Source organism: Streptomyces sp. NPDC001634 (genome assembly GCF_040298185.1).
GTDB lineage: Bacteria > Actinomycetota > Actinomycetes > Streptomycetales > Streptomycetaceae > Streptomyces.
Map to the genome: position 1 here is coordinate 1 of NZ_JBEOZU010000108.1, position 13,636 is coordinate 13,636.

Annotated in this window: 11 protein-coding genes and 1 pseudogene; 9 read left to right on the forward strand and 3 right to left on the reverse strand. The window is 69.4% G+C overall.

Translation table 11 applies throughout. From position 1 onward, the window contains the following. The 8 genes and pseudogenes from ABT186_RS41575 to ABT186_RS41610 all read left to right on the forward strand — a co-directional run. Positions 1–282 (forward strand): annotated as a pseudogene (locus ABT186_RS41575) (ATP-binding protein); the annotation flags it as partial. Continuing rightward, on the forward strand, positions 279–686 hold the full coding sequence (locus ABT186_RS41580; RefSeq protein ID WP_351222555.1) for a roadblock/LC7 domain-containing protein: 408 nt from the start codon (positions 279–281) through the stop codon (positions 684–686). The pseudogene ABT186_RS41575 and the gene ABT186_RS41580, both read left to right, overlap by 4 nt. Next, on the forward strand, positions 683–1,030 hold the full coding sequence (locus ABT186_RS41585) for a DUF742 domain-containing protein (RefSeq protein WP_351222553.1): 348 nt from the start codon (positions 683–685) through the stop codon (positions 1,028–1,030). The genes ABT186_RS41580 and ABT186_RS41585 overlap by 4 nt, the downstream gene beginning before the upstream one ends. Before the next feature lie 28 nt (positions 1,031–1,058). Beyond that, on the forward strand, positions 1,059–1,643 hold the full coding sequence (locus ABT186_RS41590) for a GTP-binding protein (RefSeq protein ID WP_502973492.1): 585 nt from the start codon (positions 1,059–1,061) through the stop codon (positions 1,641–1,643). Then, positions 1,640–2,863, forward strand: a complete 1,224-nt coding sequence (locus ABT186_RS41595) for a cytochrome P450 (RefSeq protein WP_351929545.1) — start codon at positions 1,640–1,642, stop codon at positions 2,861–2,863. The genes ABT186_RS41590 and ABT186_RS41595 overlap by 4 nt, the downstream gene beginning before the upstream one ends. Continuing rightward, positions 2,860–4,083: a cytochrome P450 family protein gene (locus tag ABT186_RS41600; RefSeq protein WP_351222549.1), complete on the forward strand. Its 1,224-nt coding sequence runs from the start codon at positions 2,860–2,862 to the stop codon at positions 4,081–4,083. Before ABT186_RS41595 ends, ABT186_RS41600 begins: the two co-directional genes overlap by 4 nt. 132 nt (positions 4,084–4,215) lie before the next feature. Next, entirely contained in the window at positions 4,216–5,334 is a 1,119-nt protein-coding gene (serC, locus tag ABT186_RS41605) for a phosphoserine transaminase (protein ID WP_351222547.1), read from the forward strand. A gap of 156 nt (positions 5,335–5,490) precedes the next feature. Beyond that, positions 5,491–5,868 carry a helix-turn-helix domain-containing protein gene (locus ABT186_RS41610; RefSeq protein WP_351222545.1) on the forward strand — a complete coding sequence of 126 codons (378 nt, stop codon included), beginning with the start codon at positions 5,491–5,493 and terminating at the stop codon, positions 5,866–5,868. Between the two features lie 44 nt (positions 5,869–5,912). On the opposite strand, the gene ABT186_RS41615 is transcribed toward ABT186_RS41610, so the two are convergent. The 3 genes from ABT186_RS41615 to ABT186_RS41625 all read right to left on the reverse strand — a co-directional run bounded on the left by ABT186_RS41615 (position 5,913) and on the right by ABT186_RS41625 (position 12,794). Beyond that, positions 5,913–6,320 (reverse strand): hypothetical protein, encoded by a 408-nt coding sequence (locus ABT186_RS41615; RefSeq protein ID WP_351929547.1) that lies wholly within the window; start codon positions 6,318–6,320, stop codon positions 5,913–5,915. Between the two features lie 79 nt (positions 6,321–6,399). Further along, positions 6,400–11,295, reverse strand: a complete 4,896-nt coding sequence (locus ABT186_RS41620; protein ID WP_351222541.1) for a polymorphic toxin type 27 domain-containing protein — start codon at positions 11,293–11,295, stop codon at positions 6,400–6,402. A 518-nt stretch (positions 11,296–11,813) separates the two neighbouring features. Beyond that, complete coding sequence (locus ABT186_RS41625) at positions 11,814–12,794, reverse strand: WD40 repeat domain-containing protein (protein ID WP_351222539.1); 981 nt, start codon at positions 12,792–12,794, stop codon at positions 11,814–11,816. Between the two features lie 141 nt (positions 12,795–12,935). Between ABT186_RS41625 and ABT186_RS41630 the strand changes: the two genes are divergently transcribed. After that, positions 12,936–13,619, forward strand: a complete 684-nt coding sequence (locus tag ABT186_RS41630; protein WP_351222537.1) for an SGNH/GDSL hydrolase family protein — start codon at positions 12,936–12,938, stop codon at positions 13,617–13,619. Positions 13,620–13,636 lie beyond the last annotated feature (17 nt).

The following is a 13,636-nucleotide window of genomic DNA, read 5'->3' on the forward strand; positions in this document are numbered from 1 at the left end:
GCCCGCTCCGAGCGCGAGCCGCGCACCCCCGACGACGCCAAGGCCCGGGCCGCCCGTTTCAGCAGCTTCCGCCAGGCGGTGCGCGGCGCGATGCCGGACCAGGCCGCGGTCCAGGGCACGACGACCGAACCGGAAGCGGACACCACCGGGCCCGAGCCCGAAGCCGTACGGGAGCCGGCCCCCGACCGCCTCGTACGGGAAACACCGGGGCCGGCACCGGCCCCCTCCGCACCCGAACCGGCCGCCACCCCCTCGCACCCGGAAGGCAACACCACTTCATGACCGGCACCACGACCGCCGACGAGAAGCTCACCTGGCTCCTCGAGGGCCTGCTGGAGCGCACCCCGGGTGCCCGGCACGCGCTCGTGCTGTCCCGGGACGGGCTGAAGCTGTGCCGTACTCCGGAACTCTCCGTCGACCAGGCCGACCAGCTCGCCGCGATCGCCGCCGGCATCCAGTCGCTGTCCCACGGCGCGTCCGTGGAGTTCGGCGACGGCAGCGGGGGCGTGCGCTCGGCGATGGCCGAGTTCTACGGCGGGGTCCTGTTCATCGTGGAGGCGGGCGAGGGCGCCCACCTCGCCCTGGTCACCGCCGAGGACGCCGACGCGGGGCTCGTCGGGCACAACATGTGCGAACTCGTGGAACGGCTCGGCGAACACCTGACCGCGCAGCCGCGTACGTCATGAGCCGCCCCGGCAGGGACGACGCGCCCGACCGGCTCTACACCCTCACGGGAGGGCGCAGCCGGTCCGACTCGGCGGCCCGGTTCGACCTGGTGACGCTGGTGGTCGCCGAGTGCGATCCGGTGCCGGGCATGCAGTCGGAACATGCCGCGATCCTGCGGATGTGCGACCGGCCGACGGCGGTCGTGGAGATCGCCGCCGAACTGCGGCTCCCGGTGAGCATCACGAAGATCCTGCTCTCCGACCTCCTCGCGGCGGGCCGTATCAGCGCCCGCCACCCCCGCACCGCCGCACTTCCCGATCCCGACATCCTGGACAAGGTGCTCGTTGGACTCCGAAACCTCTGACAGAGAGACCCCCGAAACCCGCACTCCGCTGGGTACCCAGGCCGAGAACGGCCTGAAGATCGTGGTCGTCGGCGGCTTCGGCGTCGGCAAGACAACCCTGGTCCGCTCGGTGAGCGAGATCCGCCCGCTCGGCACCGAGGAGACGATGACCCGGGCGGGCGAGACGGTCGACGACGTGAGCGGGGTGCGCGAGAAGGCCGCGACGACCGTCGCGTTCGACTTCGGCCGCATCACGCTGGACGCCCACAACGTGCTGTACCTGTTCGGCGCGCCGGGACAGGAACGGTTCTGGTTCCTGTGGGACCGGCACTTCTCCGGCACGCTCGGAGCGGTCGTCCTCGTCGACACCCGGCGCATCGACGACTCCTTCTGGGCCATCGACCGCCTGGAACGCCACGGCATGCCGTTCATCGTCGCCTGCAACGACTTCGGCGGCCCCCGCCACACGCCCGACGAGGTCCGCGCCGCCCTCGACCTCGACCCGCACATCCCGCTGCTCGACTGCGACGCGCGCTCGCGCGAGTCCGGCAAGCGGGTCCTGATCACGCTGATCGAGCACGTGCGGCACCGCCACGCCGCGCAGACCCCCCTATCCGAACAGGAGCTGGTGTGACCCCCGCCCCCGTGCCCCTGAGCGGGCCGCGGTTCCAGACCGAACCCGCCGCGCTGTACCGGGAGATACGGCGCGAGCACGGTGCCGTGGCACCGGTCGTGCTCGACGGCGACGTACCGGCCTGGCTCGTGCTCGGCTACCGCGAACTGCACCAGGTGACCGGCGATCCGGTGCTGTTCAGCCGCGACTCCGACCTGTGGAACCAGTGGGACAACATCCCCGACGACTGGCCGCTGCTGCCGATGATCGGCCGCAAGCAGCCGTCGATCCTCTACACCGTCGGCGAACGCCACCGCGAGCGCGCAGGGATGATCAGCGACGCGCTGGAGGCCGTCGACCCCTTCGAACTGCGCGGCCACGCCGAGCGGTTCGCCGACGAGCTGATCGACAAGGTGTGCGGCAAGGGCGAGGCGGACCTCGTCGCGGACTACGCGACGCTGCTGCCCGTACGCGTCCTCGCGATCCTCTTCGGCTTCGCGGAGGAGCAGGGCCCCGGTCTGGTCACCGCCCTCAACGACATGATCGACGGGCGGGAACGGGCGATCGCGGGCCAGACGCATCTGGCCGGCTCCATGGCCGAGTTGCTGGCCGCCCGGAAGGCGTATCCGGCGGACGACGTGGTCTCGCGGATGCTCGCGGACAAGAGCGGCTTCACCGACGAGGAGATCATCCAGGACCTGATGGTGATGATGGCGGCGGGCCACCAGCCGACCGCGGACTGGATCGGCAACTCGCTGCGGCTGATGCTGACCGACACCCGCTTCGCCGCCTCCCTCTTCGGCGGGCGCAACAGCGTCGCCGAGGCCATGAACGAGGTCCTGTGGGAGGACACGCCCACGCAGAACGTGGCCGGCCGCTGGGCCTCCCGCGACACCCGCCTGGGCGGTCGGCACATCCGCGCCGGCGACCTGCTGCTGCTCGGCCTCCAGGGCGCCAACAACGACCCCCAGGTGCGCACCGACGGCTCCGCGCTGACCGGCGGCAACAACGCGCACTTCTCCTTCGGCCACGGCGAGCACCGCTGCCCGTTCCCGGCGCAGGAGGTGGCGGAGGTGATCGCCCGGACGGGCATCGAGGTGGTCCTCGACCGGCTGCCGGACATCGATCTCGCCGTACCCGCCGAGGAGTTGACGCGCCGCCCCTCGCCGTGGCTGCGGGGTCTGACGGCACTGCCGGTGAGGTTTGCCCCCACTCCCTCGATCGGAAGCCCTTCCGCATGACCACTACCGACGTACCCCCCATCGCGCTGGACCCCTTCGTCTCCGACCTCGACGCCGAGAGTGCCCGGCTGCGGGAGGCGGGACCGCTCGCCGCCGTGGTCCTGCCCGGCGGCGTTCCCATGTGGGCGGTCACGCACCACGCCGAGGCCAGGCAGCTGCTGACGGACCCCCGGCTGGTGAAGGACATCAACGTCTGGGGCGCCTGGCAGCGCGGCGAGATCGCCCCCGACTGGCCGCTGATCGGCCTCGCCAACCCGGGCCGTTCCATGCTCACCGTGGACGGGGCCGACCACCGCCGACTGCGCACGCTCGTCGCCCAGGCGCTGACGCCACGACGGGTGGAGGAGATGCGGGAGCGGATCACCAAGCTGACGGAGGGTCTGCTGGACCGGCTGCCCACCGACGGCGGTGTGGTCGACCTCAAGGCGGAGTTCGCGTATCCGCTGCCCATGTACGTCATCGCGGACCTGATGGGCATCGAGGAGTCCCGTCTGCCGCGTCTGAAGGAGCTGTTCGAGAAGTTCTTCTCGACGCAGACCCCGCCTCAGGAGGTCATCGCGACGCTCACCGAGCTCGCGGGGATCATGGCGGACACGGTGGCGGCGAAGCGCGCCGCGCCGGGCGACGACCTCACCTCCGCGCTCATCCAGGCCTCCGAGAACGGCGACCACCTCACCGACGAGGAGATCGTCTCCACGCTCCAGCTGATGGTGGCGGCGGGCCACGAGACGACGATCTCACTGATCGTCAACGCCGTGGTCAACCTGTCGACGCACCCCGGGCAGCGGGACCTGGTCCTGAGCGGGCAGGCGGAGTGGTCTGCGGTGGTCGAGGAGACACTTCGCTACTCCACCCCCACCTCCCATGTCCTGATCCGCTTCGCGACGGAGGACGTCCCGGTCGGCGACAAGGTGATCCCCGCGGGTGACGCGCTGATCGTGTCGTACGGAGCGATAGGCCGGGACGAGAAGGCGCACGGCCCGAGCGCGGGCGACTTCGACATCACCCGTGAAACAAAGAACCGGCACATCTCCTTCGGCCACGGCCCGCATGTGTGCCCCGGGGCCGCCCTGTCCCGTCTGGAGGCGGCGGTGGCGCTCCCGGCCCTCTACGCCCGCTTCCCGCAACTGGACCTGGCCGTCCCGGCGAGCGAGCTGCGCAACAAGCCGGTGGTGACGCAGAACGATCTCTTCGAGCTGCCGGTACGTCTGACCTCGTAAGACACCGCGTGCCGTCGCGGCTCCCGGGTCCCGGGCACTCGTAGATCCTCACAAGTCCACGAGCCGGAGAACGTCGTCTCATCGAACGGACACGTTTCCGTCCCGTTTCACCGAAGGGATACCCTCCGGCTCGTGGCTGATATCCAGATTCCTGCTGACATCAAGCCCGCGGATGGTCGTTTCGGCGCGGGTCCCTCCAAGGTACGGGTCGAGGCGCTGGACGCCCTCGCCGCCACGGGTAGCTCCCTGCTTGGCACATCCCACCGCCAGGCCCCCGTCAAGAACCTCGTCGGCAAGGTCCGCGAGGGTATCGGCGAGCTGTTCCAGCTCCCCGACGGCTACGAGGTCATCCTCGGCAACGGCGGCTCCACCGCGTTCTGGGACATCGCGACCCACGGTCTGATCGAGAACAAGTCGCAGCACCTCAGCTTCGGCGAGTTCTCCTCCAAGTTCGCCAAGGCCGCGAAGCTCGCCCCGTGGCTCGCCGAGCCCACCGTCATCTCCAGCGACCCCGGCACGCACCCCGAGCCGGAGGCCGAGGCGGGCGTCGACGTCTACGCCTTCACGCACAACGAGACGTCGACGGGTGTCGCGATGCCGATCAAGCGCGTCGCGGGCGCGGACTCCGGGTCCCTGGTCCTCGTGGACGCCACCTCCGGCGCCGGCGGCCTCCCGGTCGACATCGCCGAGACCGACGTCTACTACTTCGCCCCGCAGAAGTCCTTCGCCTCCGACGGCGGCCTGTGGATCGGCGTCTTCTCGCCGGCCGCGATCGAGCGCGCCGAGCGTATCCACGCCTCCGGCCGCCACGTCCCGGAGTTCTTCAGCCTTCCCACGGCGATCGACAACTCCCGCAAGAACCAGACGTACAACACCCCGGCCCTCGCCACGCTGTTCCTGCTCAACGAGCAGCTGGAGTGGCTCAACGGCCAGGGCGGCCTGGACTGGTCGGTCCGCCGCACCGCCACCTCCGCCCGGGCGCTGTACGGCTGGGCCGAGGACGTCAAGTTCGCGACCCCGTTCGTCGCCGACCCGGCCAAGCGTTCGCAGGTCATCGGCACGATCGACTTCTCGGACGAGGTCGACGCCGCCGCCGTCGCCAAGGTCCTGCGCGCCAACGGCATCGTGGACACCGAGCCCTACCGCAAGCTCGGCCGCAACCAGCTCCGTATCGCGATGTTCCCGGCGATCGACCCGGCGGACATCGAGGCGCTGACGAAGTGCATCGACTACGTGATCGAGAAGCTCTGATCTTCGCACGAGCACGAGCGAAGGGGCGCCCGGTGACCGCCGGGCGCCCCTTCGCTACGTGCCTGACGATGTCGACCGGCATGCAGGCCTCGCGAGGCCGTTCCCTCGGCGCCGCCAGGGGTACCTTCGAGGTGTCGAGACTCGAAGGGCTCCACGATGCCATACGCGGACGGCACATCGGGCGAGCGGATCGGGCAGCGCATCGCCGAAGCTCGTAAGGCGCGCGGCCTGACACAGTTGCAGCTCGCTCAGCGCATCCCCTGCTGGAAATCCTTGATCGCGCAGGTGGAGCGTGGCCATAAACCCGCCACGTCCTCGCTCACCGCCGGCGCCGCCCGCGCGTTGGGGGTCCGCCTGGAACAGCTCACCATGGAAACCCGCAGGTCGGAAAGGTGCTCCAGGAATACCCGGCGTACAGCCCGACTCGTCTGCCGGCAGGGCCCTGATCTGGGCTCTTATCCTGGTCGGGGTCCTTTTCCGTGTCTGGGCCCTGCTGGGGATACGGCTTCGCCTACGCGCTGTGTACGGCGCTGAGGGCGCCCCCTCTGACAGGGAGCGCCCTCAGCCTGTCATCCGCGTCAGCCGACGCTGCCGTACTCCACAGGGAAGTCCGGGGGCCAGGGCTGGGTGAAGTCGAACAGGGACGGGTCCTCGAACTTGCGGTTCGCCTCGCGCCATGCGGGTTCGGCGGAGACGACGAAGCTGTTCCCGCCCGGTTCGATCATCCAGGTGAAGCCCGCATCCTCCGCCGGGAGGTCATGGCGCTCCTTCAGTACCGCGAACTCCGCCTCCGACGCCCGGCGGACGTGGATCCCCTTCTCGTAGATGGGCTTGAGCAGCATGAGCTCCACATGCCCGAAGTACACCTCGACGCGGGTGTCCGTTCCGTCGATGGCGGTGGCGTCGCTGCGCAGCAGCAGCTGCCGGTGCGACGCCGCGAAGCTGACCACCCGGAACAGACGTCCCTCTCGTACGAAATCCGGCATTCTCTGTGTTCTTCCTGTCTTCGGGGTCTTCGGGGTCTTCGGGGTCTTCGGGGTCTTCGGGGTCTTCGGGGTCTTCCGGTCACTGGGCCCAGTCCGGCTTCGGCATGTCTTTGACAAGGCTCGGGGCCTTGTCACCCGGCTTTGTGAAGTACCAGTCGACGGCGTCGAAGTCCCGGCGTCCAAGGATCACCTTGAGACGCAGCGTCGCCACTTCCCACGCGGTGCCGTTGTTGCTTCCTGGCGTGGCCACCGCCCGCCAGTCGCCGCCCACCAAGGGCTTCCCGCGCTCGACGAGCTTGTTCAGGGCTTCCGCGGCGGTCTTCGCGTCCGGAACACCGTCCAGCGAAATGCTCAACTTCACCGACTTATTGTCCAGCGCCTTCTCGACGCCGGCCATCCAGATCGGACGCCCGTCACCGTTGGGGGCCGGCTTGCCGAGCAGTTTGTTGTTGAACGTCCGTGCCCCCGGGCCGCTCAGGCCGCCGGTACCGCCCAGAGTCTCCGTGGCCAGCCTGTCGGAGTACGGATTGATCCCCAGAACGATGTGGTCGCCGTCCTTGACGAGCTCATTGAGGATTTGCTCGAGGCACTCGTTGTGCACCAGGACCGGCGTCGACCCCGTGTACACGTAGTACGTGTGGTTCCGCGCGACCTCGAAGTTGAAGACCTCGACGGAACCCTTGACGACCGTGGTGCCGAGGACTTGTGTGGAGCCGCCGTCCCGCGCCTCAAGGGTGTCTCCGGCGCGCAGTTCGCCGGCCTCGACCCAACCCCGGTCACGTACCCAGAAGCGGTGCGAGTCGGTGGCTTCGACCTGGCCGTCGGCGGTTCTGATCCGGACCAGGGAGTCGACGGTGTGGCGGAACAGGTTCAACACCGGCTGCAGGGACTTCTTGCCGGTGACCTGGTCCTGCGACCAGACCCGGTCGCCGACCTTGATGTCCTCGATGGACTTGGGACCGCTTTCCGTCGCCACCTTGGTGCCGGCCGGGAAGCACCTGGTCATCGCGAGCTTCGCGGTGATTCCCTCGATGGCGGCTTCGGTGAGGCCGGCGGTGCGCAGGGCCTTCCACGCGTCGTCGATGGCGATGCCGGTTCTCATGGCGGCGTCGAAAGCCGTCACTGCGTCCTTGATGGCCTTGATGGCGACGTTGCCGAAGACGAGGGTGGCAATGTCGAAGACTGCCCATCCGCAGTTGCCGAGGGTTCCGCCGCCACCTGTGGTGATTCTGTCCCAGCAGCCGGTGAAGTCTTCGGTGAGGGCCTTGATGAATCCCTTGGCGACGGCGTCGTTGAACTCCTGCGGAGTGATCGTGTAGGTGACCTTCTGGGTCTGAGGCTTCAGCTCCAGGCTGTGGAGGAACAGGGTTTCGGACGGGGGGCATCCGGACTGCACATCCGGGATGTCCTTGGCCGTGCACAGGTAGAGGTCGACGAACGGCTTGGCGGTGATGTTCGCGGTGATGACGCAGTCACCGACGTGGACGATGGGGTTGCAGTTTTCCTTGTGCAGGATTTCCGGGTCGCCGACGGGCTCCATCCGCGTCTTGTAGAAGACCCCCCCTTCGCCGGCAGCGCCGTTCTCGATCTGGTCGTTGCGGCTCTTGGTCTCTGTTCGCCGGGCTGTCTCCTGGGCTTCCTTGGCGTACGCGTCGGCGTCCTTCGCCGCCTGTTCCGCCTCCGTTGCCGCCGCATCAGCGCGGTCGGCCGCCGCACGGGCGTCCTTGGCGTCCTGTTCGGCCTGGGTGGCTGCGGAACGGGCGGCCTCGGCGTCGAGTGCGGCCGCGTCGGCCGAATCGCGGGCGTCCTTGGCGTAGCCCTCGGCGTTGCCGGCCGCCCTGTCGGCGGCTGCTGCGTCGTCGACTGCCTGGTTGTCGTACTCGATGGTGCGGGCCAGTGACGCCTGCGCCGCCGCCGCTGCCTTGGCGGCGTCGGCCGCGTAGCCGAGGGCCTCCTTGGAGTAGGTGCGGGCGTCGGCGGCGTACTTGGCGGCGTTCGCCGCGTGCTGGTACGCCTCCTTGGCGTCGCCCTTGGCCTGGTCGGCGAGGTTCTTGGCGGCGTCGGCCTCGGCGGCGGCGTTCGTGGCGTGCGCGTCGGCAACGGCCTGCTGCTGCTCGGCGATCGTCTTCGACGCCTGACCGGTCAGCACGACCAGGCCGGCGGTGGAATCGGTGTCGACGTACGGGGAGCCGAGCTGGACCGCGTCGTTGGCGGGGTTGGCGACCTGCCGGGCCGCTTCCCCTGCGTCCATGGCCGCCTGCGCGGTGACGTGGGCGTAGCCCGCGGCCTTGGCCGCGGCGGCGACCGCGTTGCCGGCTTCCTTGTTGGCGCCGTCGGCCTCGGTCTTGGCGTCCTTGGCGTGCTGCTCGGCCTCGTCGGCGAGCTTGACCGCGGTCTTGGCCTCGGTAGCGGCGTCCTGGGATGCCTTGATGGCGTCCGCGGCGGCGCTGGTGGCGGTCTTCACCGCCGCGTCCGCCTTGGCCTTGTCCGCCTGCGCGGCATCCGCGTCCGAACGGGCCCGCTTCGCCGCCGCCTCCGCGCGCGTCGCTGCCGCGTCCGCGTCGGCCGCGGCCTTCGTGGCGGCGTCGGCCTCCGAACGGGCCTTCCGTGCAGCCGCTTCGGCGGTGTCGGCCGCCGCGTCAGCGTCGTTGGCCGCGGCACGGGCCGCGTCGGCCGCATCGCCGGCGTCGAGAGAGTCGGCGTAGGCGTCCTTCGCGTCGGCCTTCGCGCGGGCCGCGTCCGCCTTCTGCTCGGCGTCCCACGCGTCGTCCCGCATGGCCTTGGCGTGGTCCTTCGCCGTGACCGCGTCGTCGCGCTTGCTGTCCGCGGTCTTCTCGGCGGCCTCGGCCTTGTCCTTGGCGTCCTTGGCCTTGGTCGCCTCGGAGTCCGCGTTCTTGCGGTGCTCGGCGGCCTCGGCCTGCTTGGCGGCGGCGTTCTCCTTCTCCGCCTTGGCCGTCTTCTCCTCGGCCTCCGCCGCGAGCCGCTTGGCGTGCGCGTCGGCGGCGGCCGCCTTCGCATCGCCCTCGGCCTTCACCGCGACGTCGAGCTTGGCCTCCGCGGTCTCCTTGTCCTTCTGGGCGTTGTCGCGGTGAATCCTGGCCGCATCCGCGGCCGCCTTTGCCTGTGCCTCCGCCGCCTCGGCGGCCTTCTTGCGGAACTCCGCCTTCGACTGCGCCGCCTGCGCCAGGGCGCGCTGCGCGATCGTCGCGCTGTCCCCGGCCGAGGCCCGGGTCGCGGCCTCGGCGGTCTCGCCGGCCTTCTCCAGCGCCTGGAGCGCGGCAGCCGCACCCTGGGTGACCTGGTCTTTCTGCAGGCCGACCAGCAGACCACGGCCCCGCGGGGCGCCGTTGGTGTCGGCGATGCCGTACGCCGCCTGGAGCGCGGTGTCCGATGCGGTCGCCGCCTTCTGGGCCGTCTCCAGCTGGGTCTTGAGGAGGGCGAGCTGCTTCTTCGCCTCCGACTGCGCGGCGGTGATGGCGGCCTTGGCCTTGTCCACATCGGCCTTTGCCGGTGCGCTGCCGGTGTGGGTCTTGGCGACGATCCTGAACTTCTGCGCGGCGGAGCCGTTGCACGTCGACAGCACGGCGTCCTTGCTGTTGTCGAACGTCGGCAGGTGCAGGCACTTCCCGGTCGCCGCGTTCACCAGGGGGCCCGCGCTGCGCACGTCGAACTTCCACTGCTGGGCCTTGGCGCTGCCGCAGTCCCGGATCTGGATCTTCGTGCCGTCGGCGCTGTTGCCGTTCAACACCTCGAGGCACTTGAAGGCGTTCGGGTTGACCAGGGTGTAGCCGCCGTCGTAGGAGCCCATCAGCTGCCACTTCTGGGAGGCTCCGCCATTGCACGTGTAGACCTGGACCGGGGTGCCGTTGGTCTTGCCGGCGCCCTGGACGTCGAGGCACTTGCCGGCAGCGCCCGGCACCTGGATTTCCAGCTGGCCGTCGCCGATCCAGCCGAGGCCGCCCTCGGTGTAGTAGTCCAGCCAGCGGGTGGAGTAGTCAGCGATCCATGACTGGCCGAGCATCTTGCCCAGGGCGAAGGTGCCGTCCCGCAGCGCCTTGGTGGCGGTACTGCCGGCAGAGAGGATCTGCTGCCGTTGCGTGGCCTGCGAGGTGATCTCCTGCTGCCACTCGCCGGACGCCTGCGCCACCTCCTTGCCGAGCACCCGGTCCGGGTCGATCGGGCTGTGCCAGGCGCACGAAGCGAAGCGAGCTTTCAAGTCCTCGACCGCGATGCGGAATTCCGGAGTGTCCGGCGCAGGCGCGGTCCTGGGGAAGCCGCCGGAGGCGAGGAAGATGCGGGCGTCGTCGTCGAACACCCGCGGAACGAACAACTCGTTCGGCACGGGGTCGCCGGAGTTCTTCTTCCAGAGCTTCCAGGCCTCCTGCTCCCCGCTCGTCCCACCGCTGGTGTACAGCGCGTCCCCGATGGCGAGGGCGGCCTTCTTGGTCTTGTCGTCCGCCTGCGGTGAGGGGTCGTAGAACGGGGACAGCAAGTCGACGGACTTGAAGTACGACTGGTAGAGCCAGGGAAGCAACCCCGTTTTGTCGAAGATCTTCTCCGCTTTGGGAGAGCCGGGGTAGTCGTCCAGGCCGCTGACGGTGTTCTTCCACGACAGGTCGGTGTCCTCGGCCTTCTTCACCCAGGCGTCGGAGTCGTCACTGTCCTTCTGCCATGCCTGAGCGAATGCACCCGTGCCGTAGGTGCGGTCCGCCTTCTGATGCAGTTGGTCCGCCGGCAGCGGCAGGGAGGTGTTGGCCAGGCTGTACAGGTTCGGCCCGCCTCTGCGCAGGCCGTCGGCCATCAGGCACTGGTCCAGGCGCAATTGCTCGGCGGCCTTGGTGTCGAACCCGTCGTACGAGTCGGCGACCGGGGTGGTGCGCGGATCACGGCCGGCGGTCGGCTCGGGGTGCACCGCCACGCCGGCGAGGAGAGCGAGGGCGGCAACCGGGACGACCGGAGTCGCCAGGCCCGCCATCCATCTGGGGCGTCTGCCTTGTTTCCGTGCAGGTCTACGCAACACGCGCATCCCTCTCTGTAGGGGGTGGCTGCTTCCGGCGCACTCCCAGGAGGGAAACGTCAGGCCCGCATGAATTCGGGACCTCATGTTGTATGGCGCTCCCCCCGTGGACGCGCCGATCACTCCGGGACGAGCGGACTGGTCAGGTCCTTCCAGGAGCGGGCGCCACCATAGACACGTCGGTGATCCGCTGGGCAAGGGCGTTGTCGCGCAGGGCAGTTACATCCGGTAACCGTGGCGCCTGTGTGGGAACTGGGTGAATGCCATGTGGAGCTTGAGGGAATCGCCCTACCGGCCACTTGCCGAACCGGCGGCCTTCCATACCCTCGGTCACCGTGAGATCAACATCACAGTCGGAATGAAGCCTTGAGCAAGCGACAGGCCTCGCCGTGCGAGGATCGGACTCTGCCGGTCGGCACTCAAGGCACCACCACCGCGGCCGGCCCTCTCCTTGGCGGAACTCGTCTGCCCCCTGGCTAGCGCGGATTCCGCCGGAGCAGCCGTTTCAGTACGAGGACGAGGGCCAGCCCGAGGGCGAGGACGAGGGCGCCGACCTTGTAGTCGGCGTTCAGGGGCGAGCCGCCGCCGGTTCCTGCCTGCGCGCTCCCCTTCCGGGAGGGCGACTTGGAGCTGTCGCTCTCCCTGTAGGGCACGCTCTCGGCCTGCACCGGGCTCTCGGCTCCCTCGCTCCCGTACAGCAATTTCGCCCCGTCGACGGTGTACGTGACCGACTCGCCCTGCCGCTGCAGGGGGACGTCGAGCCGCCCCTGGCGCTTGATCTTCCCGTCATTCCACTCGTACGCGATGCCGCCGAAGTAGCCGCGTACGGCGAGCTGCCGGCCGTCGGGCGAGAAGGCGGCGTCGGTGGCCCACAGGTCGATGGTGGCGCTGGGCCGGAAGACGTTCGTCCCCTTGGTGGACAGCCGGTCCGGGCCCTCGTACAGGTGCCCGCCGTCCTCCATCTTGTCGATGATGTAGACGCGCCCGGTCCTGGGGTGCACGACGAGGGACTCGGCGTCCCTGGGTCCGTCCGAGTACTTCACGACGTACTGGGTGGCGCGGATCGTCTGGTCCTTGAGCACCTTGGGCTCCGGCAGCCTGTAGATCCACACGTACGGCCACTTGCCGCCGAAGTTGTCCCCGATGTCACCGACGTAGATCTCGTTCCCCGGGCCGATGGAGATGGCCTCGACATCGCGGGGCCTGCCGACGCCGCTGAAGGTGACCGTGGCCACGGTCTCCCCCGTACGGCTGTCCACGGCGTAGATGTACGGACCGTCCCCGCTGTCGTTGTGGGTCCAGTAGATCCCCGGATGGAGACGCGAGGCGGCGAGCCCGCTGGACTCGGCGATCCGGGGGTCCTTGATGGTGAAGCCGCCGTCGTCGTCGGCGGACGCGGGCGCGGCGAGCGCACCGACGAGAAGGGCCCCGGAGAGGAACGCGAGCGATCGACGCATGCCCTCAAGCCTGCCATCCGCGGCTGTTGTTCCCGGCCCGGTGGATCCACGCGCCCGGGGCCGGGCGGGCGTGTCGATCCTCACACCGCCCCGCCCCATACGTCCCCCATGCGTCCCGGGCGGATCGTCCATGATGAGCGGATGCTTAGGTTCATGCCCGTGGGCGACTCCATGACGATCGGCAGCGCGGGCGAACACACATGGCGCTACCGGCTGTGGCAGCACCTGCGGACGGAGTACGGCGGCCCGTTCGCACTCGTCGGACCCCGCGAGACGCTGTACGACAAGGCGACGGACGCGCCGACGTCGTACGAGTACGCCGACCCGGACTTCCCGCGCGCCCATCTGGCGGGCTGGGGCGAGGGCTGGCTGCACATGGCCCCGCTGATCGCCGGGGCGGTACGGGAGTCACGGGCGGACGTGCTGCTGGTCTCGCTGGGCCTGATCGACCTGGGCTTCTACACGAACGCCGAACAGACGGCGGAGAACGTACGGAAGTTCGTGTCCGAGGCGCGAACCGCGAAACCGCGCATCCGCATGGTCCTGCTCCCCGTGATCCCCAACATCCGGGCGGAGGCGGACGCCTCGTTCGCGGCCCAGGTGACCTTGTTCAACGAACTCCTGGCGAAGGCGGTGGCGGACCTGGACGAACCCCGGTCGCCGCTCTTGCTGGCCTCGACCCCGGCGTCGTACGACATCCATCTCGACACGTACGACGGCACGCATCCGAACGCGAGCGGTGAGCACAAGATCGCGGAGGCGTTCGCGGGGGCGATGTATCAGGGGTGGGGGTTCGGACAACCGTACGCGGCCGGAACAAGTTGACCGAATACCGGCGTGCC

What these genes read in the sequence shown, in the direction of transcription:
- ABT186_RS41580 (WP_351222555.1), top strand. Translation starts at nt 279, where the DNA reads ATGACCGGCACCACGACCGCCGACGAGAAGCTCACCTGGCTCCTCGAG.
- ABT186_RS41585 (WP_351222553.1), top strand. Translation starts at nt 683, where the DNA reads ATGAGCCGCCCCGGCAGGGACGACGCGCCCGACCGGCTCTACACCCTC.
- ABT186_RS41600 (WP_351222549.1), top strand. Translation starts at nt 2,860, where the DNA reads ATGACCACTACCGACGTACCCCCCATCGCGCTGGACCCCTTCGTCTCC.
- ABT186_RS41610 (WP_351222545.1), top strand. Translation starts at nt 5,491, where the DNA reads ATGCCATACGCGGACGGCACATCGGGCGAGCGGATCGGGCAGCGCATC.
- ABT186_RS41615 (WP_351929547.1), bottom strand. Translation starts at nt 6,320, where the DNA reads ATGCCGGATTTCGTACGAGAGGGACGTCTGTTCCGGGTGGTCAGCTTC.
- ABT186_RS41620 (WP_351222541.1), bottom strand. Translation starts at nt 11,295, where the DNA reads ATGGCGGGCCTGGCGACTCCGGTCGTCCCGGTTGCCGCCCTCGCTCTC.
- ABT186_RS41625 (WP_351222539.1), bottom strand. Translation starts at nt 12,794, where the DNA reads ATGCGTCGATCGCTCGCGTTCCTCTCCGGGGCCCTTCTCGTCGGTGCG.
- ABT186_RS41630 (WP_351222537.1), top strand. Translation starts at nt 12,936, where the DNA reads ATGCTTAGGTTCATGCCCGTGGGCGACTCCATGACGATCGGCAGCGCG.